The organism is Vibrio sp. LQ2, from assembly GCF_023920125.1.
GTDB lineage: Bacteria > Pseudomonadota > Gammaproteobacteria > Enterobacterales > Vibrionaceae > Vibrio > Vibrio fluvialis.
The window spans coordinates 2,535,098-2,551,577 of the sequence record NZ_CP085308.1 but is presented as its reverse complement, the minus strand read 5'-3'; the positions used below and the strand labels follow the sequence as shown (position 1 = coordinate 2,551,577).

The 16,480-nt window shown below is 47.5% G+C and carries 13 protein-coding genes; 8 read left to right on the top strand and 5 right to left on the bottom strand.

The features are described from left to right. Nucleotides 1-42 precede the first annotated feature (42 nt). Nucleotides 43-1,674 carry an ATP-dependent endonuclease gene (locus LGV68_RS11925; RefSeq protein ID WP_020328540.1) on the bottom strand — a complete coding sequence of 544 codons (1,632 nt, stop codon included), beginning with the start codon at nt 1,672-1,674 and terminating at the stop codon, nt 43-45. 267 nt (nt 1,675-1,941) lie between these two features. Between LGV68_RS11925 and LGV68_RS11920 the strand changes: the two genes are divergently transcribed. The 3 genes from LGV68_RS11920 to LGV68_RS11910 all read left to right on the top strand — a co-directional run bounded on the left by LGV68_RS11920 (nt 1,942) and on the right by LGV68_RS11910 (nt 5,598). Beyond that, a complete protein-coding gene (locus LGV68_RS11920) occupies nt 1,942-3,675 on the top strand; it encodes a bifunctional UDP-sugar hydrolase/5'-nucleotidase (RefSeq protein ID WP_252535256.1) in 1,734 nt (577 codons plus the stop codon). Between the two features lie 446 nt (nt 3,676-4,121). Next, the gene (locus LGV68_RS11915; RefSeq protein WP_252535254.1) at nt 4,122-5,081 is read left to right on the top strand and encodes a TerC/Alx family metal homeostasis membrane protein; all 960 of its coding nucleotides are present in this window, start codon (nt 4,122-4,124) and stop codon (nt 5,079-5,081) included. A 325-nt stretch (nt 5,082-5,406) separates the two neighbouring features. Beyond that, nucleotides 5,407-5,598, top strand: a complete 192-nt coding sequence (locus LGV68_RS11910; protein WP_202660653.1) for a hypothetical protein — start codon at nt 5,407-5,409, stop codon at nt 5,596-5,598. Between the two features lie 94 nt (nt 5,599-5,692). Here the strand turns inward: LGV68_RS11910 and LGV68_RS11905 are convergent, their stop codons facing one another. Together LGV68_RS11905 and LGV68_RS11900 are read right to left on the bottom strand one after the other, a co-directional pair. Then, complete coding sequence (locus LGV68_RS11905) at nt 5,693-6,259, bottom strand: PhnA domain-containing protein (RefSeq protein WP_020328544.1); 567 nt, start codon at nt 6,257-6,259, stop codon at nt 5,693-5,695. A gap of 141 nt (nt 6,260-6,400) precedes the next feature. After that, a complete protein-coding gene (locus LGV68_RS11900; protein WP_252535252.1) occupies nt 6,401-7,189 on the bottom strand; it encodes a M48 family metallopeptidase in 789 nt (262 codons plus the stop codon). A gap of 171 nt (nt 7,190-7,360) precedes the next feature. Here LGV68_RS11900 and LGV68_RS11895 point away from each other — a divergent pair, with 171 nt between their 5' ends. The 4 genes from LGV68_RS11895 to LGV68_RS11880 all read left to right on the top strand — a co-directional run bounded on the left by LGV68_RS11895 (nt 7,361) and on the right by LGV68_RS11880 (nt 10,072). Further along, nucleotides 7,361-7,813 carry a hotdog fold thioesterase gene (locus LGV68_RS11895; RefSeq protein WP_252535251.1) on the top strand — a complete coding sequence of 151 codons (453 nt, stop codon included), beginning with the start codon at nt 7,361-7,363 and terminating at the stop codon, nt 7,811-7,813. Then, nucleotides 7,814-8,047: a DUF3389 domain-containing protein gene (locus tag LGV68_RS11890; protein ID WP_020328547.1), complete on the top strand. Its 234-nt coding sequence runs from the start codon at nt 7,814-7,816 to the stop codon at nt 8,045-8,047. An 80-nt stretch (nt 8,048-8,127) separates the two neighbouring features. Beyond that, nucleotides 8,128-9,819, top strand: coding sequence for an SgrR family transcriptional regulator (locus tag LGV68_RS11885; protein WP_203344391.1), 1,692 nt, complete (start codon nt 8,128-8,130; stop codon nt 9,817-9,819). Between the two features lies 1 nt (nt 9,820). After that, nucleotides 9,821-10,072 (top strand): hypothetical protein, encoded by a 252-nt coding sequence (locus LGV68_RS11880; protein WP_024375092.1) that lies wholly within the window; start codon nt 9,821-9,823, stop codon nt 10,070-10,072. A 373-nt stretch (nt 10,073-10,445) separates the two neighbouring features. Here LGV68_RS11880 and LGV68_RS11875 read toward each other — a convergent pair whose 3' ends face one another. Then, nucleotides 10,446-12,548 (bottom strand): TonB-dependent hemoglobin/transferrin/lactoferrin family receptor, encoded by a 2,103-nt coding sequence (locus LGV68_RS11875; protein ID WP_172571324.1) that lies wholly within the window; start codon nt 12,546-12,548, stop codon nt 10,446-10,448. Between the two features lie 255 nt (nt 12,549-12,803). Between LGV68_RS11875 and LGV68_RS11870 the strand changes: the two genes are divergently transcribed. Further along, nucleotides 12,804-13,691: a LysR family transcriptional regulator gene (locus LGV68_RS11870; protein WP_020328550.1), complete on the top strand. Its 888-nt coding sequence runs from the start codon at nt 12,804-12,806 to the stop codon at nt 13,689-13,691. Between the two features lie 52 nt (nt 13,692-13,743). Here LGV68_RS11870 and LGV68_RS11865 read toward each other — a convergent pair whose 3' ends face one another. Continuing rightward, a complete protein-coding gene (locus tag LGV68_RS11865) occupies nt 13,744-16,437 on the bottom strand; it encodes a bifunctional acetate--CoA ligase family protein/GNAT family N-acetyltransferase (RefSeq protein ID WP_252535249.1) in 2,694 nt (897 codons plus the stop codon). Between the last annotated feature and the right edge of the window lie 43 nt (nt 16,438-16,480).

Here is a 16,480-nt window from a genome sequence, read left to right as displayed (position 1 = left end):
AGGCACACAGGAATGTGTGCCTTTTTTTATGCGGTGGCGATATCAGGTGTTGCCATTGGCCATGGTAATGACCCGCTTCAGTGTCCAGCGCAGAAGTACCGGAATACAATCAACGCCATTCTCTTCGCAGTGTGAAACAATAGCTAATGCCAAATCCGGTTTAGCATGCTTCTTCAGTACCTTCGTCACGACTTTTTTGGCCGGGATCGGATGATCATGTGGGATCTTTACCATGTCTTTGAAAAAGAACTCAAAGCCGTGTGAATAAAGGAAGTGTTCAATATCGCGGTCAGGCAGTTCTGTTAAGCGGTGACGCTCCTGATCATGGCCAAGCATACCTTGAACTGTCGCGGCGTACTTCTTACCCGCCGCATCACCGTCGGTCACTACGTGCCATTCAATACCAAACGCTTTGGCGACTTTGATCAACGATTTCAAACCTGATTGCGCAAACTCAATAATTTGTACACCTTCGGCTGCCAGGTTGTAGCCGCATTGACGCGCCAACTCGCTGAACAGCCAGACTTCCGTTTCGCCTTCCACTAATAGCCAGCAGCGCGCATAGAGCGCGCCCGAACGATGAAAGCGAATGTGGAAACCAATGCGTCTGAGTTCGTCACGGCTCAAACCTTTCAGCGGCATGCTGGTCGCGACTGTTTTATCGGATTTTCTCACTAAGCGTCGTATGGAATGCAGTGGCACAGAGCCAAGCAAATCTCCGCTGTTGGTGGTCAGAATCTTCTGCATTGGCAGCAGTTCGAGCAGGCTCCAGGCGCGGGCAAGGTGAGTGGGGTGCAGACGACCTTCAGGGTCTTCAACGATGAGAATCGGACGCGCAAAGCGTCGCAGCTCATGTGGGCCTTTTGCCTGCAGATAGGCATTCAATAATCCTAATAGCAGCAATCGAGTTTGCCGATTCTTCGTTTCATCAACAATTTGCGTCAGGCTTTTTTCGTTGGCCGGGGAGCCATACACCAGACTTTCGCGCTCGCGCCGAGGATTCTTTCGACTCTGGCTTTTAAACGAAAAGTAGTGTTCTACCAGAGCGTGCATGGCATTTAAGCTGCTGCGCATTTCGCCTTTGTTGACGTGACCAGGAATGGCCATCAAACGCCTAGCCGTATTATTGATGCGTTTTTCGACCCGAGAGCTGACGCCATTTTTGCTGTCGAACGGGCGATCAAACTGGCGTGAGTCACGCAGACGAATGACCGGATGCAGACTCATCAGCTCTTTGGCCAGTACTTCAGTATGATGAATCGGAATCGGATTTCCGTCGAGATCGAGGAATGCGTAATCGGTGGTGATATTGTATTGCACTCGCGAGCCGCTCACGCGATAAATAATGCGGTGCTGGCCGTTGTCGTCTTCACGCCAAACTGGTTTGAGATTGCGGTAACGCCCGGCACGATGCTCTTTCGCATCGGACGCGACGAAACTGAGGATGATCTGAATATCCTGAGTTTGTGGGTGCGAGATGGAGTAGTCGACGTGAAAGTCTTGCAACTCAAACTGATACGGCTGGCCATTGGCCGGTAACATCACTGAAAGCGCATCCAGCAGGGAAGATTTACCCCAGGTATTTTCGCCTATTAACGTTGTGAGTTCATCCAGAGTGAGCGATAAACGACGAATGCCACGAAAACCAGATACTTCTATTCGCTCTAAATGCATAGGCTCAACTTCCTTTTGGTTATCTGCGTTGAGTTTTCTTTAAGAATAAAGGAAAAAGAAGCCTAAGGCAGAACCTTAACTCACAGAATAGTATGTATGTATCACAAATTCAGTGTCTTACAGCGATCAATACCGAATCTTTACCGATGCGTAAAGGGTGACAAACATCAAATACGTTAAGTTTCTTTTCAAAGCCATTTCATAAAAGTCACGATTCTGTCATGATCGGTGCGCTAGGATGAGAGTGAAAGAAAAGAGAAAGAAAGTATGAAAAGAACAAAAGAGATTACATCCGTCACTCTGGCACACATCAACGATACCCACTCCTATTTCGAACCGACTTCCCTGCAACTGACACTGGACATCAACGGCCAAACGCTGACCCCTTTCGTGAGTGCAGGTGGATTCGCACGCATCGCAACACGCATTCAACAGCTCAAAGACGATGCAGCACGTATGAAGCGGGGCTTCGTGTTTGTTCATGCCGGTGACTGTTTCCAGGGCACCTTGTACTTTTCCCTGTTTAAAGGGAAAGCCAATGCCGACATGCTCAATGCGTTGGGTATTGATGCGATGACGCTGGGCAATCATGAACTGGACATGGGCAACGAGCCGGTGGCTCAATTTGCCAAACGAATCAATTTCCCGTTGCTGGCGGGCAACTGGGACTTATCTGCTGAACGCACCAACAAAACTTATCGTTTATCGGACAACAACAACGTCAAAGCGTTTGATGCTGCGCGCCGTTGTGCTAATTGGGTGACAAAATCTGTCGATGACAGTGAAGTGGCCATATTCGGGTTATCACTGGATAAAATGGCCGATATCGCCAACCCGGACATCGACACTCCGTTTGTCGATTCGTTGCAGACCGCTCGCAATACCGTGGCGGAGATTCAGCGTGCAGGTATCAACAAAATTATTTTAGTCAGCCACTTAGGTTACGATGTCGACAAAGAGATCGCAGAGCAAGTGGATGGCATCAGTGTGATTGTGGGCGGACACAGTCATGTGCTGCAGGGCGACTTTAGCGCGCTTGGGCTCTCGAAAGAAGACGAATACGGTCAGTTTATCAACGGGGCTTACGTTGTTCAGGCCGGGCTATATGCGTTGGCGCTTGGACACTGTCATATTGACTTTGACCAGAACGGCAAAGTCGTGCACTTCGAAGGTCGTAACGAGCTGCTGCTGGGCCGACGTCTGTTCCTGGATGCCAGCATGAATGAAGCGGGCAGCGATTCAGCGCATTTGCAGGCGTGTGAGTATGTTAACAATCACCCGAATGTGGTGGTGTGTAAGAAAGATCCGCAAGTGCAGGGGATTTTGATCAATAAATACATCCCTCGCGTACGTGAGCTGCAGAGCCAGGTGATTGCGAAAGCGCCGGAGAAACTGCGTCACGTGCGTATTCCTGATGAAGATGGCCCGAGTGAACTGGCACCGCTGGTGGCAAAATCATTTGTCTATGCAATGCGCCAACGGGGTCATCAGGTTCAGTTTGCGATTCACAACGCAGGCGGTGTTCGCACCTCGATTCTTCCGGGGGAAGTGACGGTTGCCGATATTGCCGGAAAACTGCTTCCGTTTGCCGTTCCGATCGGTGTGTATAAAGTCTCGGGGCAAACCATTGCCAGTACGCTGGAAGGGGCAATCAATAACGCGACGAATAATGGCGTTTCTGGTACTGGTTCGGGCAGTTACCCGTACACCAGCAACCTGTCGTTCCAGTATGATGCGGAAAAACCGATGGGGCAGCGTATCAGCCGACTGCATATTTTCATAGAAAATCAGTGGCAACCCGTTGACCCTAATGGCATTTATTGCGGTACGTCGTCGGCCTACACCATGAAAGGCAAAGAGGGTTACGACGCGTTGGTGAACATGCAGGGCGAGGGGATTGTCACGACGGTTTCGATGGCGGATGCGTTTATTGAGACGTTGTCTGAGCAGCCGGATTTGTTGCAACCGGGTAAATCACTGGCGGTAAACGGGCTAAACTAGCTTGGCATACTCTTTGCTGACTCTTTTTTGTCTCAGTTTCTCAACTCGGAAATTGAAGGGGGAAAAGATGTGGAGTAAAGACTGGCTGGACACGTTAGTTGTCGTAGCATGGGTCGGGGTATGGTCAGCATTAGTTTATATACTGCCATTTGCCGGAATCTGACAAAAAGGAGCGGGAATCGCTCCTTTTTTGATCTTGGTCTGGACCTGATGAAACTGAGAGCATAGAATTGCCCTGTTTGGGGAGTAGTCGCCACCGGTTTACTTGTCGTCATCACGTTAAGCTTAGGCTTATCCGGCAAGTATGAGTGCCTGAACTGTTGAACAACAGATCAGCCGCTTCGACGAGACCAACGCATTCAACGCTGCTTTAGAGCAGTGGTCGTTGCTATGCGGAAGGTGTCGTGGTGTGTCTGTTTTCGATCCTTCCGCTTATGGAGGATTGTATGACCCCGATAACCTATGCAGGATTCGCTATCCTGACCCTTTCTTTAGTCTCTCTCGATATTTGGCAAACCCGAGGCGGATCGGTGACGTTAAAGCGCGCAGTCGTCTGGAGTCTGTTTTGGTTCGTGCTTGCTTTTGCTTTCGCCGTCAGTATTTATTTCTGCTGGGAATTTTATGCGCCTGCCAGTGATTACAGTGCAGAAAAAGCCACTGTTGCGTTTCTGACGGGCTATCTGCTGGAAAAATCACTTAGCGTCGATAACTTGTTCGTGTTTGCCATCATTTTTCACCAGTATGCGGTACCGGAGCATTTACGGCCTCGCGCGCTGTTGTGGGGGGTGATCGGTGCTCTGATTCTGCGGGCCGTCATGATCATGGTAGGGGCTGAACTGTTGGCCAAATATCATTGGTTACTGTATGTCTTTGCTCTGTTCTTGATTTGGACGGGTATCCAGTTGGCGCGCGATAACGGTGACGAAGAGATCAACCCGCTTCCTGAACGCTTGATTCGCCGTATTTTCCCTGTGTCGGACAGTTATGCCGGCAATGCATTGTGGATTCGCCACAACCATCGCTGGTGGGCGACTCCGATGTTGATTGTCGTTGGTGTGATTGCCTTCATGGATGTAATGTTTGCACTGGATTCTATCCCGGCCATCTTTGCGGTGACGCAGGAACCGTTTTTAGTGTTGGCTGCCAACGTGTTCGCATTACTTGGATTACGGTCTCTTTACTTTGTTCTTCAGGGAATGATGGATAAGTTTATTTACCTCAAACCTGCGTTATCTTTCATCCTGATGTTTATTGGGGTGAAAATGTTACTTGTAGGATCTGCCTGGGAGATCCCAACGCCTGTCTCCTTGTTGGTTTTGTTATTCACCATGGTGACTGCGGTGATTGCGTCGATGATAAGAGGTCACGCCGAGACTAGATTGAGACAAGTAAAATCAGAGGATTAGAGACGCATTTACTGCCAGTGATGTATCAACTTGGCGGTGAACACCGTTTTATCTCCGGATCAAATTTTTTCAGATATTTAGATGTAAAATAATTGTATGTGGTTGTGACCATTTAAAATGCTCATGCGTTAATTATGCTGATGGTAGCAGTTTAATTGACTAAAAATGCGTCATTTCTGAATGGGTATTTTTGCGATTGTTATCACCTTGTTTCATAAGTTTAACTAATCCGAATGGCCAATTTTTGTCATTTTTTTATTCGAACAAACTTGCCTAATATTCGAGCCAACACAGTAAGTTACCGATTTATTTAAGAGAGGCTCACATGGCACAAGCAATGCATTTGGGTACTGTTACAGCACCAACCTCTATGGATAAAAAAACCTACCCGGTTAACTTCAAAGGATTGATGAAACATTTGGTTGATATTCTGTTTGTTGATACCCAGCAAACTCGCAGCTACTACAGTGCAGAACTATCTAGCCACATGCAACGTGATATTGGTTTATCACGCTAAGCTAAACACAAAAAAGCCGACAGTGATGTCGGCTTTTTTATTGGCACTTTATGACAGATAAAGAAAACGCGGCCGGAGCCGCGCTTTTTCTGAATTACTTCTTGCGGCAGTATTCCGCAATAATGTACATCGTTTGACCGTTCACTTTACCCTGAATGTGTTTAGGATCATCGGTCAGTGCGATACCGCGTACCGCAGTACCTTGTTTGATCACCATGCTGGAACCTTTTACTGGCAGATCTTTAATCACGGTTACGTCATCGCCTTTTTTCAGCTCAACGCCGTTCACGTCCAGTGGTTTCTCTGCGTCATCGTCCATGCCGATTTCTGCCCATTTCTGAGTTTCCTCGTCCATGTACATCATTTCGACCAGATCCTGAGCCCAGCCTTCAGAAGTCGCCAGGCGCTTCAGTTGACGCCAAGCCAACACCTGAACAGGCGTAACCTGACTCCACATGCTGTCATTCAGGCAGCGCCAGTGGTTTGCATCTACTGTGTCTGGGTCTTCGATTTGACCTTTACAGGTATCGCAAAGCATCACTGCGTGATCCACAGTAATTTGCGTGTGTGGTGCAACCACAAAAGGAGTTAGCGGTGACTCTGCAGAACAGAGTTCACATTTAGATTCGCAGCGTTCAAGTAGCGTTGCTTCAGTAGACATAATACCCACCTTGTAAAATTTCGTAAGCGCGTATTATCCACTTTACGCACAAGATTTAAAGGGGTATTGCATCAAACGCGGCAAATCAATGGGTTATTTGTATTGATTTGATGCAAATAACCCCAATTGACTTAAGTTATCTCAGCCACACTGCGGATGTGGTACAGAATAAGACGGCAATTTTTTAATCATCGCAGTCAGATCCTGAATGCGGGTGCTGTGCGAAGGGTGGGTTGAAAGCAGTTCTGGTGGCTGGTTGCCTCTTGACGCTTTTGCCATGTTTTTCCAAAGTTCGATGCTTTGGCGTGGATCGAACCCCGCTTTAGCCATGATCTCCAGTCCAACGATATCAGCTTCAGACTCCTGAGATCGGCCGTAAGGAAGGATCACTCCGTATTGAACGCCCACGCCCAACGCGGCCATCGTGATGTCTTTGTATTGAGCATAGGCTGAAGAGCCGATAGCCATATCCGTTACCTGCAAACCGACACTTGCCAACTGAGTTTGTGATAAGCGCTCGTTACTGTGATTGGCAAGTACGTGTGCAACTTCATGGCCAAGCACCGTTGCCAATTGGTCTTGATTGACCGCGACTTTGAGTAGTCCGGTGTAAACGCCAATCTTGCCTCCGGGCAGGGCGAAAGCATTCACTTGCTCACTGTTGAACACCACGACTTCCCATTGTTCGAACCCCGCTTGCTTGGGGACTTGAGCGGTGATGGCGTTGGCTACACACTGCACGTAAGCATTAGTTTTTGCGTCTTGATTAATCGGTGTGTCTTGCTTCATTTGTGTGAAAGACTGAGCGCCTAAATTGCTCATGTCGTTGCTCGAAAACAGCAGAATCTGGTTTCGTCCGGTAGGGGATGCGGCACATGCGGTCAGACCGATCGCTGTCAGAATACAAGAAGCTTTAAACCATGAACGCATTGCTGGCTCCATAATTTTCAGAGGTTAATATTAAACGTGCAAATAATATCATGGCTTAAGCTGAATTGAAGGTGAATGTGGTTTTGTCATTGGCATTCAGAGCGTTACAATAGAACCCACTCACATTTCTTTGCTGCGCACCTGTCTGCGTCTCATCTCAAGGAATTACCTATGGAAATTTGGAAAAAACCGATCAGTCTGGAGATTCTTAATGCAACTTCAAAAAATACGCTGATTGATCATCTCAATATTGTTTATACCGAGATCGGGGATAATTCTGTATCGGCTACTATGCCTGTTTGTCATTTTACTCATCAACCTTTGGGTATGCTGCACGGCGGCGCTTCAGTTGTTCTGGCTGAAACATTGGGCTCTGTGGCGGCAAATTTCTGTGTGGATGATGATTCTTACTGCGTTGGTCTGGATATTAATGCTAATCATATTCGCTCAATGCGTGACGGTCATGTGATTGGGACGACAACGCCAATTCATTTGGGCGTATCGACTCAGGTTTGGCAAATCACGATTACCGACGATCGCGGTCGTTTGGTGTGCACCAGCCGCCTGACCATGGCGGTTAAGAAAGCAAAAAACAATAAGCAGAAACTGAACACCGAGGCGTAAATGGTTATTGAGTTTAAAAGCGGAAAAATCATTGTCACGGCGCATGAGCTGGTGATCCGTTTACAAGGTGACCATCATGTGACGCTTCAGGCGCAAAGTGATGCGGTCGAACTGATTGGTCGCGGAGCGAATGTGGTGGCCGTGAATGGCTCTGAAGCAAAGTGGTCATTGAAGTTGGACAACGAAGAGCAACTGCGCCAACTAGCGGCTGAATTGGGTTGTGATATCGCTTAAAGAATCCTGTCTCTGACTTGAAAAAATACCATAAAATAGGGAAACTCATTTCGTAGCTGTTTAAATGAGATTTCCCCTTTATGAGTAGCCCCCGCTTACGTGTCCAGTTCGAAACCCTATTCGAACACTTCAATGGTCAGGATGCTGAAACCCAACTCGAAGATGTCACTGAAATTTTGTTCTGTACCCGTCGTAATGCACGTATTGTGCTGAACAAAATGGAAGAAGAGGGCTGGATAGAATGGCATCCGGCCGCGGGGCGCGGCAAATTGTCTCAGTTGCTGTTTAAACGCAGCCGAGCCGATGTCAGTGAAAATCTCGCCCGGCGTTATCTTGAAGAAGGAAAGATCGGCCAAGCGTTATCGGTTTTGGATCAGGATGCTGCCAAGCTGACTCAAGTGATTCAGAGCTACCTCGGGGTTCAGCATCAAGAAGGTCTGCAAGTTGTCCGGCTGCCATACTACCGACCACTGTCGATGCTCAATCCGTCCAAGCCAATGCGTCGCTCAGAGCAACACATTGCACGCCAGATCTACAGCGGCCTGACTCGGCTTGATGAAGACGAGCAATTACAGCCAGATCTTGCTCATACCTGGCAAGCAATTACACCTACTCATTGGCGGTTCTATATTCGCCCGGGTGTGCGCTTCCATAATGGTGAACTGTTGACGACGGATATTGTCATTCAAAGCCTGTGGGAATTGCGCTTTGTGAATCTGTTTTCTCACATTGATCAGGTGGACTCTCCGGGAGATTGTGTGGTGGATATCCACCTGCAAAAACCGGATCACCGTTTACCGTTGCTGCTGTCGGAAGCGTGCGCGAAGATCCTGTTACCGGAATCTCAGCGCAGTGAAGATTTTGACCTGATGCCAGTCGGGAGCGGTCCATACAAGGTGATCGTCAATGACGAAAAACGTTTGGTTCTGCAGGCATTTGATGGCTATTTTGGTTTTCGCCCGTTGTTGGATCGGGTTGAAGTGTGGGTGATTGACGAAGTGCATTCATCGATGGTCTTCCCGAGTTTGTCTCACCCCATTAAAACGCAGCGAGGCTCCTCTACAGAAGATGTGGATCTCGATCCGGGATGTACCTATTTGTTGCTGAATAAGAAAAATGGTCTTGCCAAAGAGGATGAGTGGGCAACCTATTTTCATAACAAACTGAGTACTCTCAACTTGTTCCGCCGATTACCCGAGGAAAAAGTAGTTGAGCTCGGCGTGCTGCCTGCCTATGGTTTGAAGCCGGGTTGGTACCATCAGGCGCCAAGTAATTTTGCCATCACACCACCTGCGCAACGTACTGTCACGGTTGCCTATCATGCGCAGCATCCCATGTTTCCAACGCTTGCGAAGGTGATACAACAAGTTCTCAATGAGGATGGCATCAACGTTGAATTCATCAAATATGAGCTTTCCCTAACCGAAGTGGGTGAGGTGGATATCTGGATTAAAGCCATGGGGATTGCCAATCATCGTGATGACGCATTAGCAGGCTGGCTGTTGAACTATTCGGATGTTGAACACCTGAGTTTGGCTGATGATTTCAATTACTGGTGTGGATTAGTCGATCAATGGCGTGCGGACAAATACGCGACCTTCCCCGCAAGAGAACTGGGTAAGTCGCTTGTGGAGCAACACCAAATTATCCCAATGTTCCATTGCTGGCTGGGAGTCTCAAAAGATCAGTGTGGCTCGCTACAGAATGCCAAGTGCAATGCTTTGGGATGGTTTGATTTCAGCCAGGTATGGGTTAAACCCGAGCTCGATTGAGATGGCAAAACCAAGAAAAAAACTACCGGAAAAGGTAGTTGATATCTACTGTGCCAAGTGCCGGACACTATTGCTTAAGTACCATAAAGGTGGAAAAGGAGCTTTAGTGAAGTGCTTTAAAGAACGTATTGCTCAGGATTTCACGTCCGGTGATGGTCGCTGCCCAAATTGTGGTAGCGAGTTTGCCAGGGACGCAATGGTCAGGGGCACGCCTGCTTTAAAAATGGTGGGTGGCAAAGTGATGATGAAATAAACAACTCTCAAGTTATCTTTTGAAAAAATCGAAAATTCGGTTCAGAAAACTTAAAATTTCATGTGGTTGATACCGATATTGATCTCGGTCGATAAAAAAGGGAATTCTTAGGCTAAAAGCTACAAATATGTTTTAGACGTGTTAAACTTCAATTGTTCCAAATTTGGACCAGAAGTAGCTCTAAAATAGGGGGGGAGTCAATGGAACTCGCGCTAATCATCACTTTTATCGTAGCGGCAGTTGTTATGGTGAAAAAAGAGATGGCAGAAAACAAATAATTTAGTTCATTCTCATTTTTTCTTTTCCTTTTGAATGCATTAAATGTAAAAAAGCCAGCTTTCGCTGGCTTTTTTGATCCTTCAAATGTGCGTCATCAGAATTCGTACTTAGCGGTAATGGCAAAGTTACGTTTTGGCTGAGACTTATCCAGATCCAGTTCGCTTGATCCGCGTACATCGTTCCACTTGTAATACTCTTTGTCGGTCAGGTTGAAAATACCTGCTGTCAGAGTTACGTCTTTGATTGGCTTATAGTATGCGGTGATATCAATGATGGTTGCACTTGGTAGTTCAGTTTGTGCGGAATCCTCACTGTTGATATCACTGGACGATTTCTTCGCCGTGTAGTTTACCTTTAGGCTTGAACCCCATTGAGTGCTCGGTGCGTCATAGTTCAGGGCAACGACTGCATTCCATGGGTTAACACTGTTCAACGGGTTGCCTTCGCCATCTTCGCCTTCTGTGTATGCTGCCACCAGCTTGGTGCTCATACCTTGTGGGGCATTCACAAGTTTATCCAGTAATAGGGTATTGCTCAGCTCCACACCTTTGATGGTCGCCTTATCAATGTTGGTGTAGTAGTACGAAGTCATTGAGCCATCGTTGGTACTGGTTTGATCAATAAAGTTGTCGTAATCACTGTAGAACACTGAAATCTCTGATCGCGAGGCATCGGTTTTGTGGCGGTAACCCAGCTCGTAGGAAACGCTTTCTTCTGACTTCAGATCTGGGTTAGGAATGTTTTCATAACAGAAGCCATAGTAACAGCCACCAGCGTAAACATAGTAAAGCTCACTAAACGTCGGTGCTCGGAAGCCTTGGCTGACTTGGGAGAAAACGCTGTTTTCGGTATTGAGATGGTAAACAGCGCCGACTCGACCAGTCACTGCGGAATCTTTGTAGGTTTCGTAACTTGTGCCTTCTACATCACCAGGATTGGTGTTGAACCAGTCGTAACGCAAACCCGGTGTGACGATCAGATCACCGTTCAAAAATGCCATTTCGTCTTGCAGGAAGACGCCAACTTTACGCTCTTTCGCATCCGGTGTGTACACGATTTGAGAGCTGCTGTTGGTCGATGAATCATACTGGATATTGGTGTTTTCGATATCAGCAGCGGTCAGGCTGATACCATAAATGAAGTTATGTTCTACACTGCCAGTGGTTAACAGTTTGTCGAATTGAGTTTCCACATCCCAACGATTGTCTTTATATACGTAGTCTTTGGTCTGGTTGTTTGACGAGGTTGAACGGTGAGTGACACCGTTGTCGTCCTTTTTCTGCCAGGTGACTTTACTGGTAATGGTGTCTGCCATGCCAATGTCTGCGTTCCAGATGTGCTTCAATCCCAAACGTGTTTTCTTGGTCGTATCGTCACCAGTGTAATTGGTGTAAGTCGAATGATAGATATCCGAGTTCGACTCGTTGTGCGTGATTTCGCCCAGCAGCTCAATACGATGAGCAGGGTTTAGCTGATATTGCAGCTTGAGAAGCAGATCGTTTTTCTCTGTGTCTTGATCTGTAACGGAATAGTTTTCATGTTCGCCATTGGCGAAGTTATTGACGTTCTGGCCGTCACGACGGGTGAATGCGACCAGAGTTTCCAGATCGCCGATACGGTTTGCCAGTGCGACGTGCTCACTGAATGATTTGTCTTCTGAAAAGTAAGAGAGCTTCACCTGGCCGCCAAAGGATTCACCATCTTTGAGAAAATCGCGCGGATCTTTAGTTTCGAATGCGACAACCCCGCCGACCGCATCGCTGCCGTGAAGACTTGAAGCCGCGCCTTTCACGACTTCTACGCTTTTGACCATGTCTGGTTCAATGTACACTGCACTGGAGTTCACGAATTCGGTGTTGCCGCCGTCGAAAGATTGACCTTGAGCCACGCCATCGACAAGAATTTTGACTCGGTTCCCTTCAACCCCACGAATGTTGACGGTTTGAATGCCTTGACGATTAGAACCGTTCACGGTTACACCCGGTGTGTACTCAAACACTTCCGCAACATCTTTTGACATGTTTTTTTCAATGTCTTTGTCACTGACAACGTCGACTTTCGCGGCGGTATTGCCTAACGTTTGATTTGTGCGGGTTGCCGATACCACCACTTCGTCGAATGAGGCATAATCATCGGCATAGGCGGAAGGAGAAAGGGCAAGAACAATCGCAATCGATAGTAAAGATTTGTTATACATCTGCTTTTACCTTATTAAATCCATGTAACGTAAGTTCGCCGCAGAGTCTATTTGATCTAAATAATAATTACTATCATTTGCATTTGTGTTTATTGTTGGTTTTTGCTGCGAAAGTGGGTACTCTGTTCATAGTTATTTACAATATATCAATAAGTTAATTAATAATTGCACTAGAAATAAAGTTTTTGCTTTATTAAATAAGTGTGATTTAGATCACCAATAACTGGGTGTTCTATCAATATAAGGATGTTGGTTTTGCAAAGTCCAATTACGTTAGAAGCGTTACATATTCTCGATGCAATTGACCGACGAGGCAGTTTTGCAGCGGCGGCGAATGAACTAAATCGTGCTCCGAGTTCGCTCAGCTATCAGATTCAAAAACTGGAGCAAGATCTGGATATCATGATTTTCGACCGCTCCGGTCACAAAGCGAATTTCACCGATGCGGGTAAGCTCATTCTGGAACGGGGGCGGGCCATTTTGTCTGCGACCGAGAAGCTCGTTAATGACGCAACGCTTCTGGCTAACGGCTGGGAGCTGGATATCACCGTAGCGTTTGATGGCATCATACCGATTGCGAACTTCTTCCCATTAGTTGAAGCGCTGGGCAATGTGAGCAAAACCCGTATTCGCTTACAGGAAGAAATTCTTGCGGGTAGCTGGGAATCTCTGGCGACTGATCGCGCAGACTTACTGATTTGTCCTCGTATCGAAACGCTTCCTCAGGACGTTAAGGCCGAGACATTGGGTGAGATGGAAATGGTCTGGGTAGCGGCAAGTAACCATTATGTGCATAAGCGGACGGGTGAATTTGACGAAGAAGCACGCCAGAAGTATCGTGCGATTGCTATTGCCGATACAGCTCGCGACCAGCCAGCGATGAGTGTGAATATCCTTCAGAAGCAGCCACGTTTAACGGTGACCAATTTTAATGCGAAGTGCCAGGCTTTGGTGAATGGTTTAGGTATCGGTACGCTACCAAAGCATGTTGCCGAACCGTTGATTGCTGAAGGTAAGTTAAAGAAAATTGAAGGTAGCCAAGGGTCGAAAATGGAAATCATTATGGCTTGGCGCCGAAACAAAATCGGTGAGGCGAAATCCTGGTGTATTCAATACCTTAAGAAGCACTGGAATCTAGTTTAAGATCAAAAATAGAAAGGCGGATCAATAAGATCCGCCTTTCTGCTTATCGCTGCTAAGGATTGAGTGGCAGTACCATATCTGCCGTACCATCCTCAAAATGGATATCGACTTCAAATCCGAGTCGCTGAGCCAAAGTTAGCATGCCTCGGTTGGTTGGCATGGTCATTCCCGACATCTGGGTTGTGCCTTTGTGACGGCAGTAATCTATGATCTTGCCCATCAAAATTTTACCTAACCCTTTTCCTTTGAGATCGGATCGAATCAGAATCGCAAATTCGGCATCGGTGTTCTCTGGATTAATCAAAGCGCGCGAAACGCCAATGATCTCATCTTTATCGCCCTGATGGCTTACCGCAACAAACGCCATCTCCCGGTCGTAGTCAATCTGAGTCAGGTTGGCTAGCGCTTCGTGATGAAATTCACCGACATCAGAGAAAAAGCGTTTATAAAGGTCTTCTTTACTGACTTTCTTAATAAATGCGGCGTGATCGGGTTCATCTTCAGGAAGAATTGGCCGAATGGTCACCAGCTCGCCGTCTTTGGCCTGAACGTCTTCCGCCATCTCTGACGGGTAAGGGCGGATCGCCAGTCTGCTTTGTGCGTCGCCTTCAAAACGTTTGAGCGTTAAGTCTGCATCGAGGATGGTAAATTGACTGCCATTTACCAATACTGGATGGATATCCAGTTCGTGAACTTGTGGGCATTCCACCACCATTTGGGAAATTCGGACCAGGAATTCAGACAAACCCTCAATGTCTATCGGCACAGGCAATTTCTGCAGACGAATCTTCCCGCTGCGAATAGCTCGCACAATCAAGTAACGCGCCAGCGTCATATTGAGAGGCGGTAAGGCCGCGGCGGCATCGATCGATTCATTCCACTCTGAGCCTCCCTGGCCAAGCAGGATCACTGGGCCGAATGTGGTGTCGTGTTTCACTTTAATTCGCAGCTCTTCACCGCCAGCGAGTTTAGCCATGGCTTGGACAAGTAAGCCGTGAATGTTGGCTGATGGGTAGGAGATCTGTGTTCGGTCTAAGATCGCCTGCGCTGCGCTGGCGACTTCAGTGCTGTTGCGCAGATTGAGCATGACGCCCTGAACATCGGATTTATGGGCAATGTCCGGTGAGCGCAGCTTTACCGCAACCGGATAACCAATCGTTTCAGCAATATGCACGGCTTCGCTGGCATCAGATGCTATCCAGGTAGGTAGCACATTGAAGTTAAAACATCTCAGCAAAGTGCCAATCTGGTGGGTATCAAGGTGAACCAGATTATTCAGATTATTAGTCTCCAGATGTTCTTCTATCCATTGTTTGGCACTGTTCACTTCTGAGACATGGACCGCTTCCGCCGTGGTTGGGGTCTCCATCAGTTGTTTTTGGTTGCGGCGGTACTCGACCAAGTGCATGAAGGCCACGACTGCGCTCTCGGGAGTACGATAAGTCGGAATACCAGCTTGATTAAAAATCTGCCGCGCTGGCTTGGCCGTCATTTCGCCAGACCAGTTGGTCAGAATATTAAATCGTGGTGAACGAGGATGCGCTTTAATTACATCGACAATAGCTTGAGCCGTCTGTTCAGAATGAGCAATTGCTGAGGGGCTATGCATGATAAGAATGGCATCAATAGTCTCGCTATCCAGTACGGCTTTAAGTGCATTCACATAACGGGTATGGTCGCCGTCGCCAACAATGTCGATAGGATTACCGTGCGACCAACTCTGCGGTAAGCACTGATTCAACTTTTCGTACACACTTTCTTCAAGCTCGGCCAGTTTCCCTCCTCGCTCTAACAATGTATCAATCGCCATAATTGCCGGCCCGCCACCGTTGGTGATGATCGCCAAGCGCTCGCCACGGAGAGGGACTGAATGAGTCAAGGTTTCTACGGCAGCGAACAACTCATGCGTGTTGTTTACTCTCAACATACCTGTGCGTCGAATTGCTGAATCGTAAATGATGTCCAGTGTATCATCGCCGCCGGTATGCATTTGCGCAGCCTTGCGTCCGGCGCTAGTGCGTCCGCCTTTCAGAACCAATATCCGCCGGTTGCGTGATGCTGCACGCGCTGCTGACATAAAGCGTCTCGCGTCTTTAATCGTATCAACGTATAGCAGAATGGCATCGGTATATTTGTCGGTGCTGAGACAGTCGAGCAGGTCGGAAAAGTCGATGTCACTGGCGTTACCTAAGGAAACAAAAGCAGAGAACCCGATCTCTTTATCGTTTGCCCAATCTAGAATCGTGGTGCATACAGCCGCTGATTGTGAAATGAAAGCAATGTTGCCTTTAAGCGCAGTCACGGGAGAGAAAGATCCATTGAAATTGATCCAGGGCAGAATCAGTCCCAAGCTGTTCGGCCCAAGGACACGCATTCCTGCCTCTTTGGCGATGGCGCTACATTGTTCTTGGATTTCTCGTCCCTGAGCATCCAGTGAATACATATCGGAAGAGAGGACAACGACGTTGGATACGCCTTTTTCGGCCAACTGACGAAAAATGGAGATATTACGTGACGCGTGAGTGCATAAAATTGCGATATCCGGAACTAACGGCAGCGCATCAATGGTTTTGTACGCAAGGACGCCACAAACGGAGGGATAATAGGGAGTCACTGGCATAATGGCGCCATCAAATCCTCCTTGCAGCAAATTCTTCATCACAATATTGCCGGCACGGAATGGGCGGATAGAGGCACCAATCACCGCAACGGATTTAGGCTTCAGTAACTGACTTAAATTATTCATAATTATTGCGCCACAAGTTGACCTGTCTATATCCTAACCAATT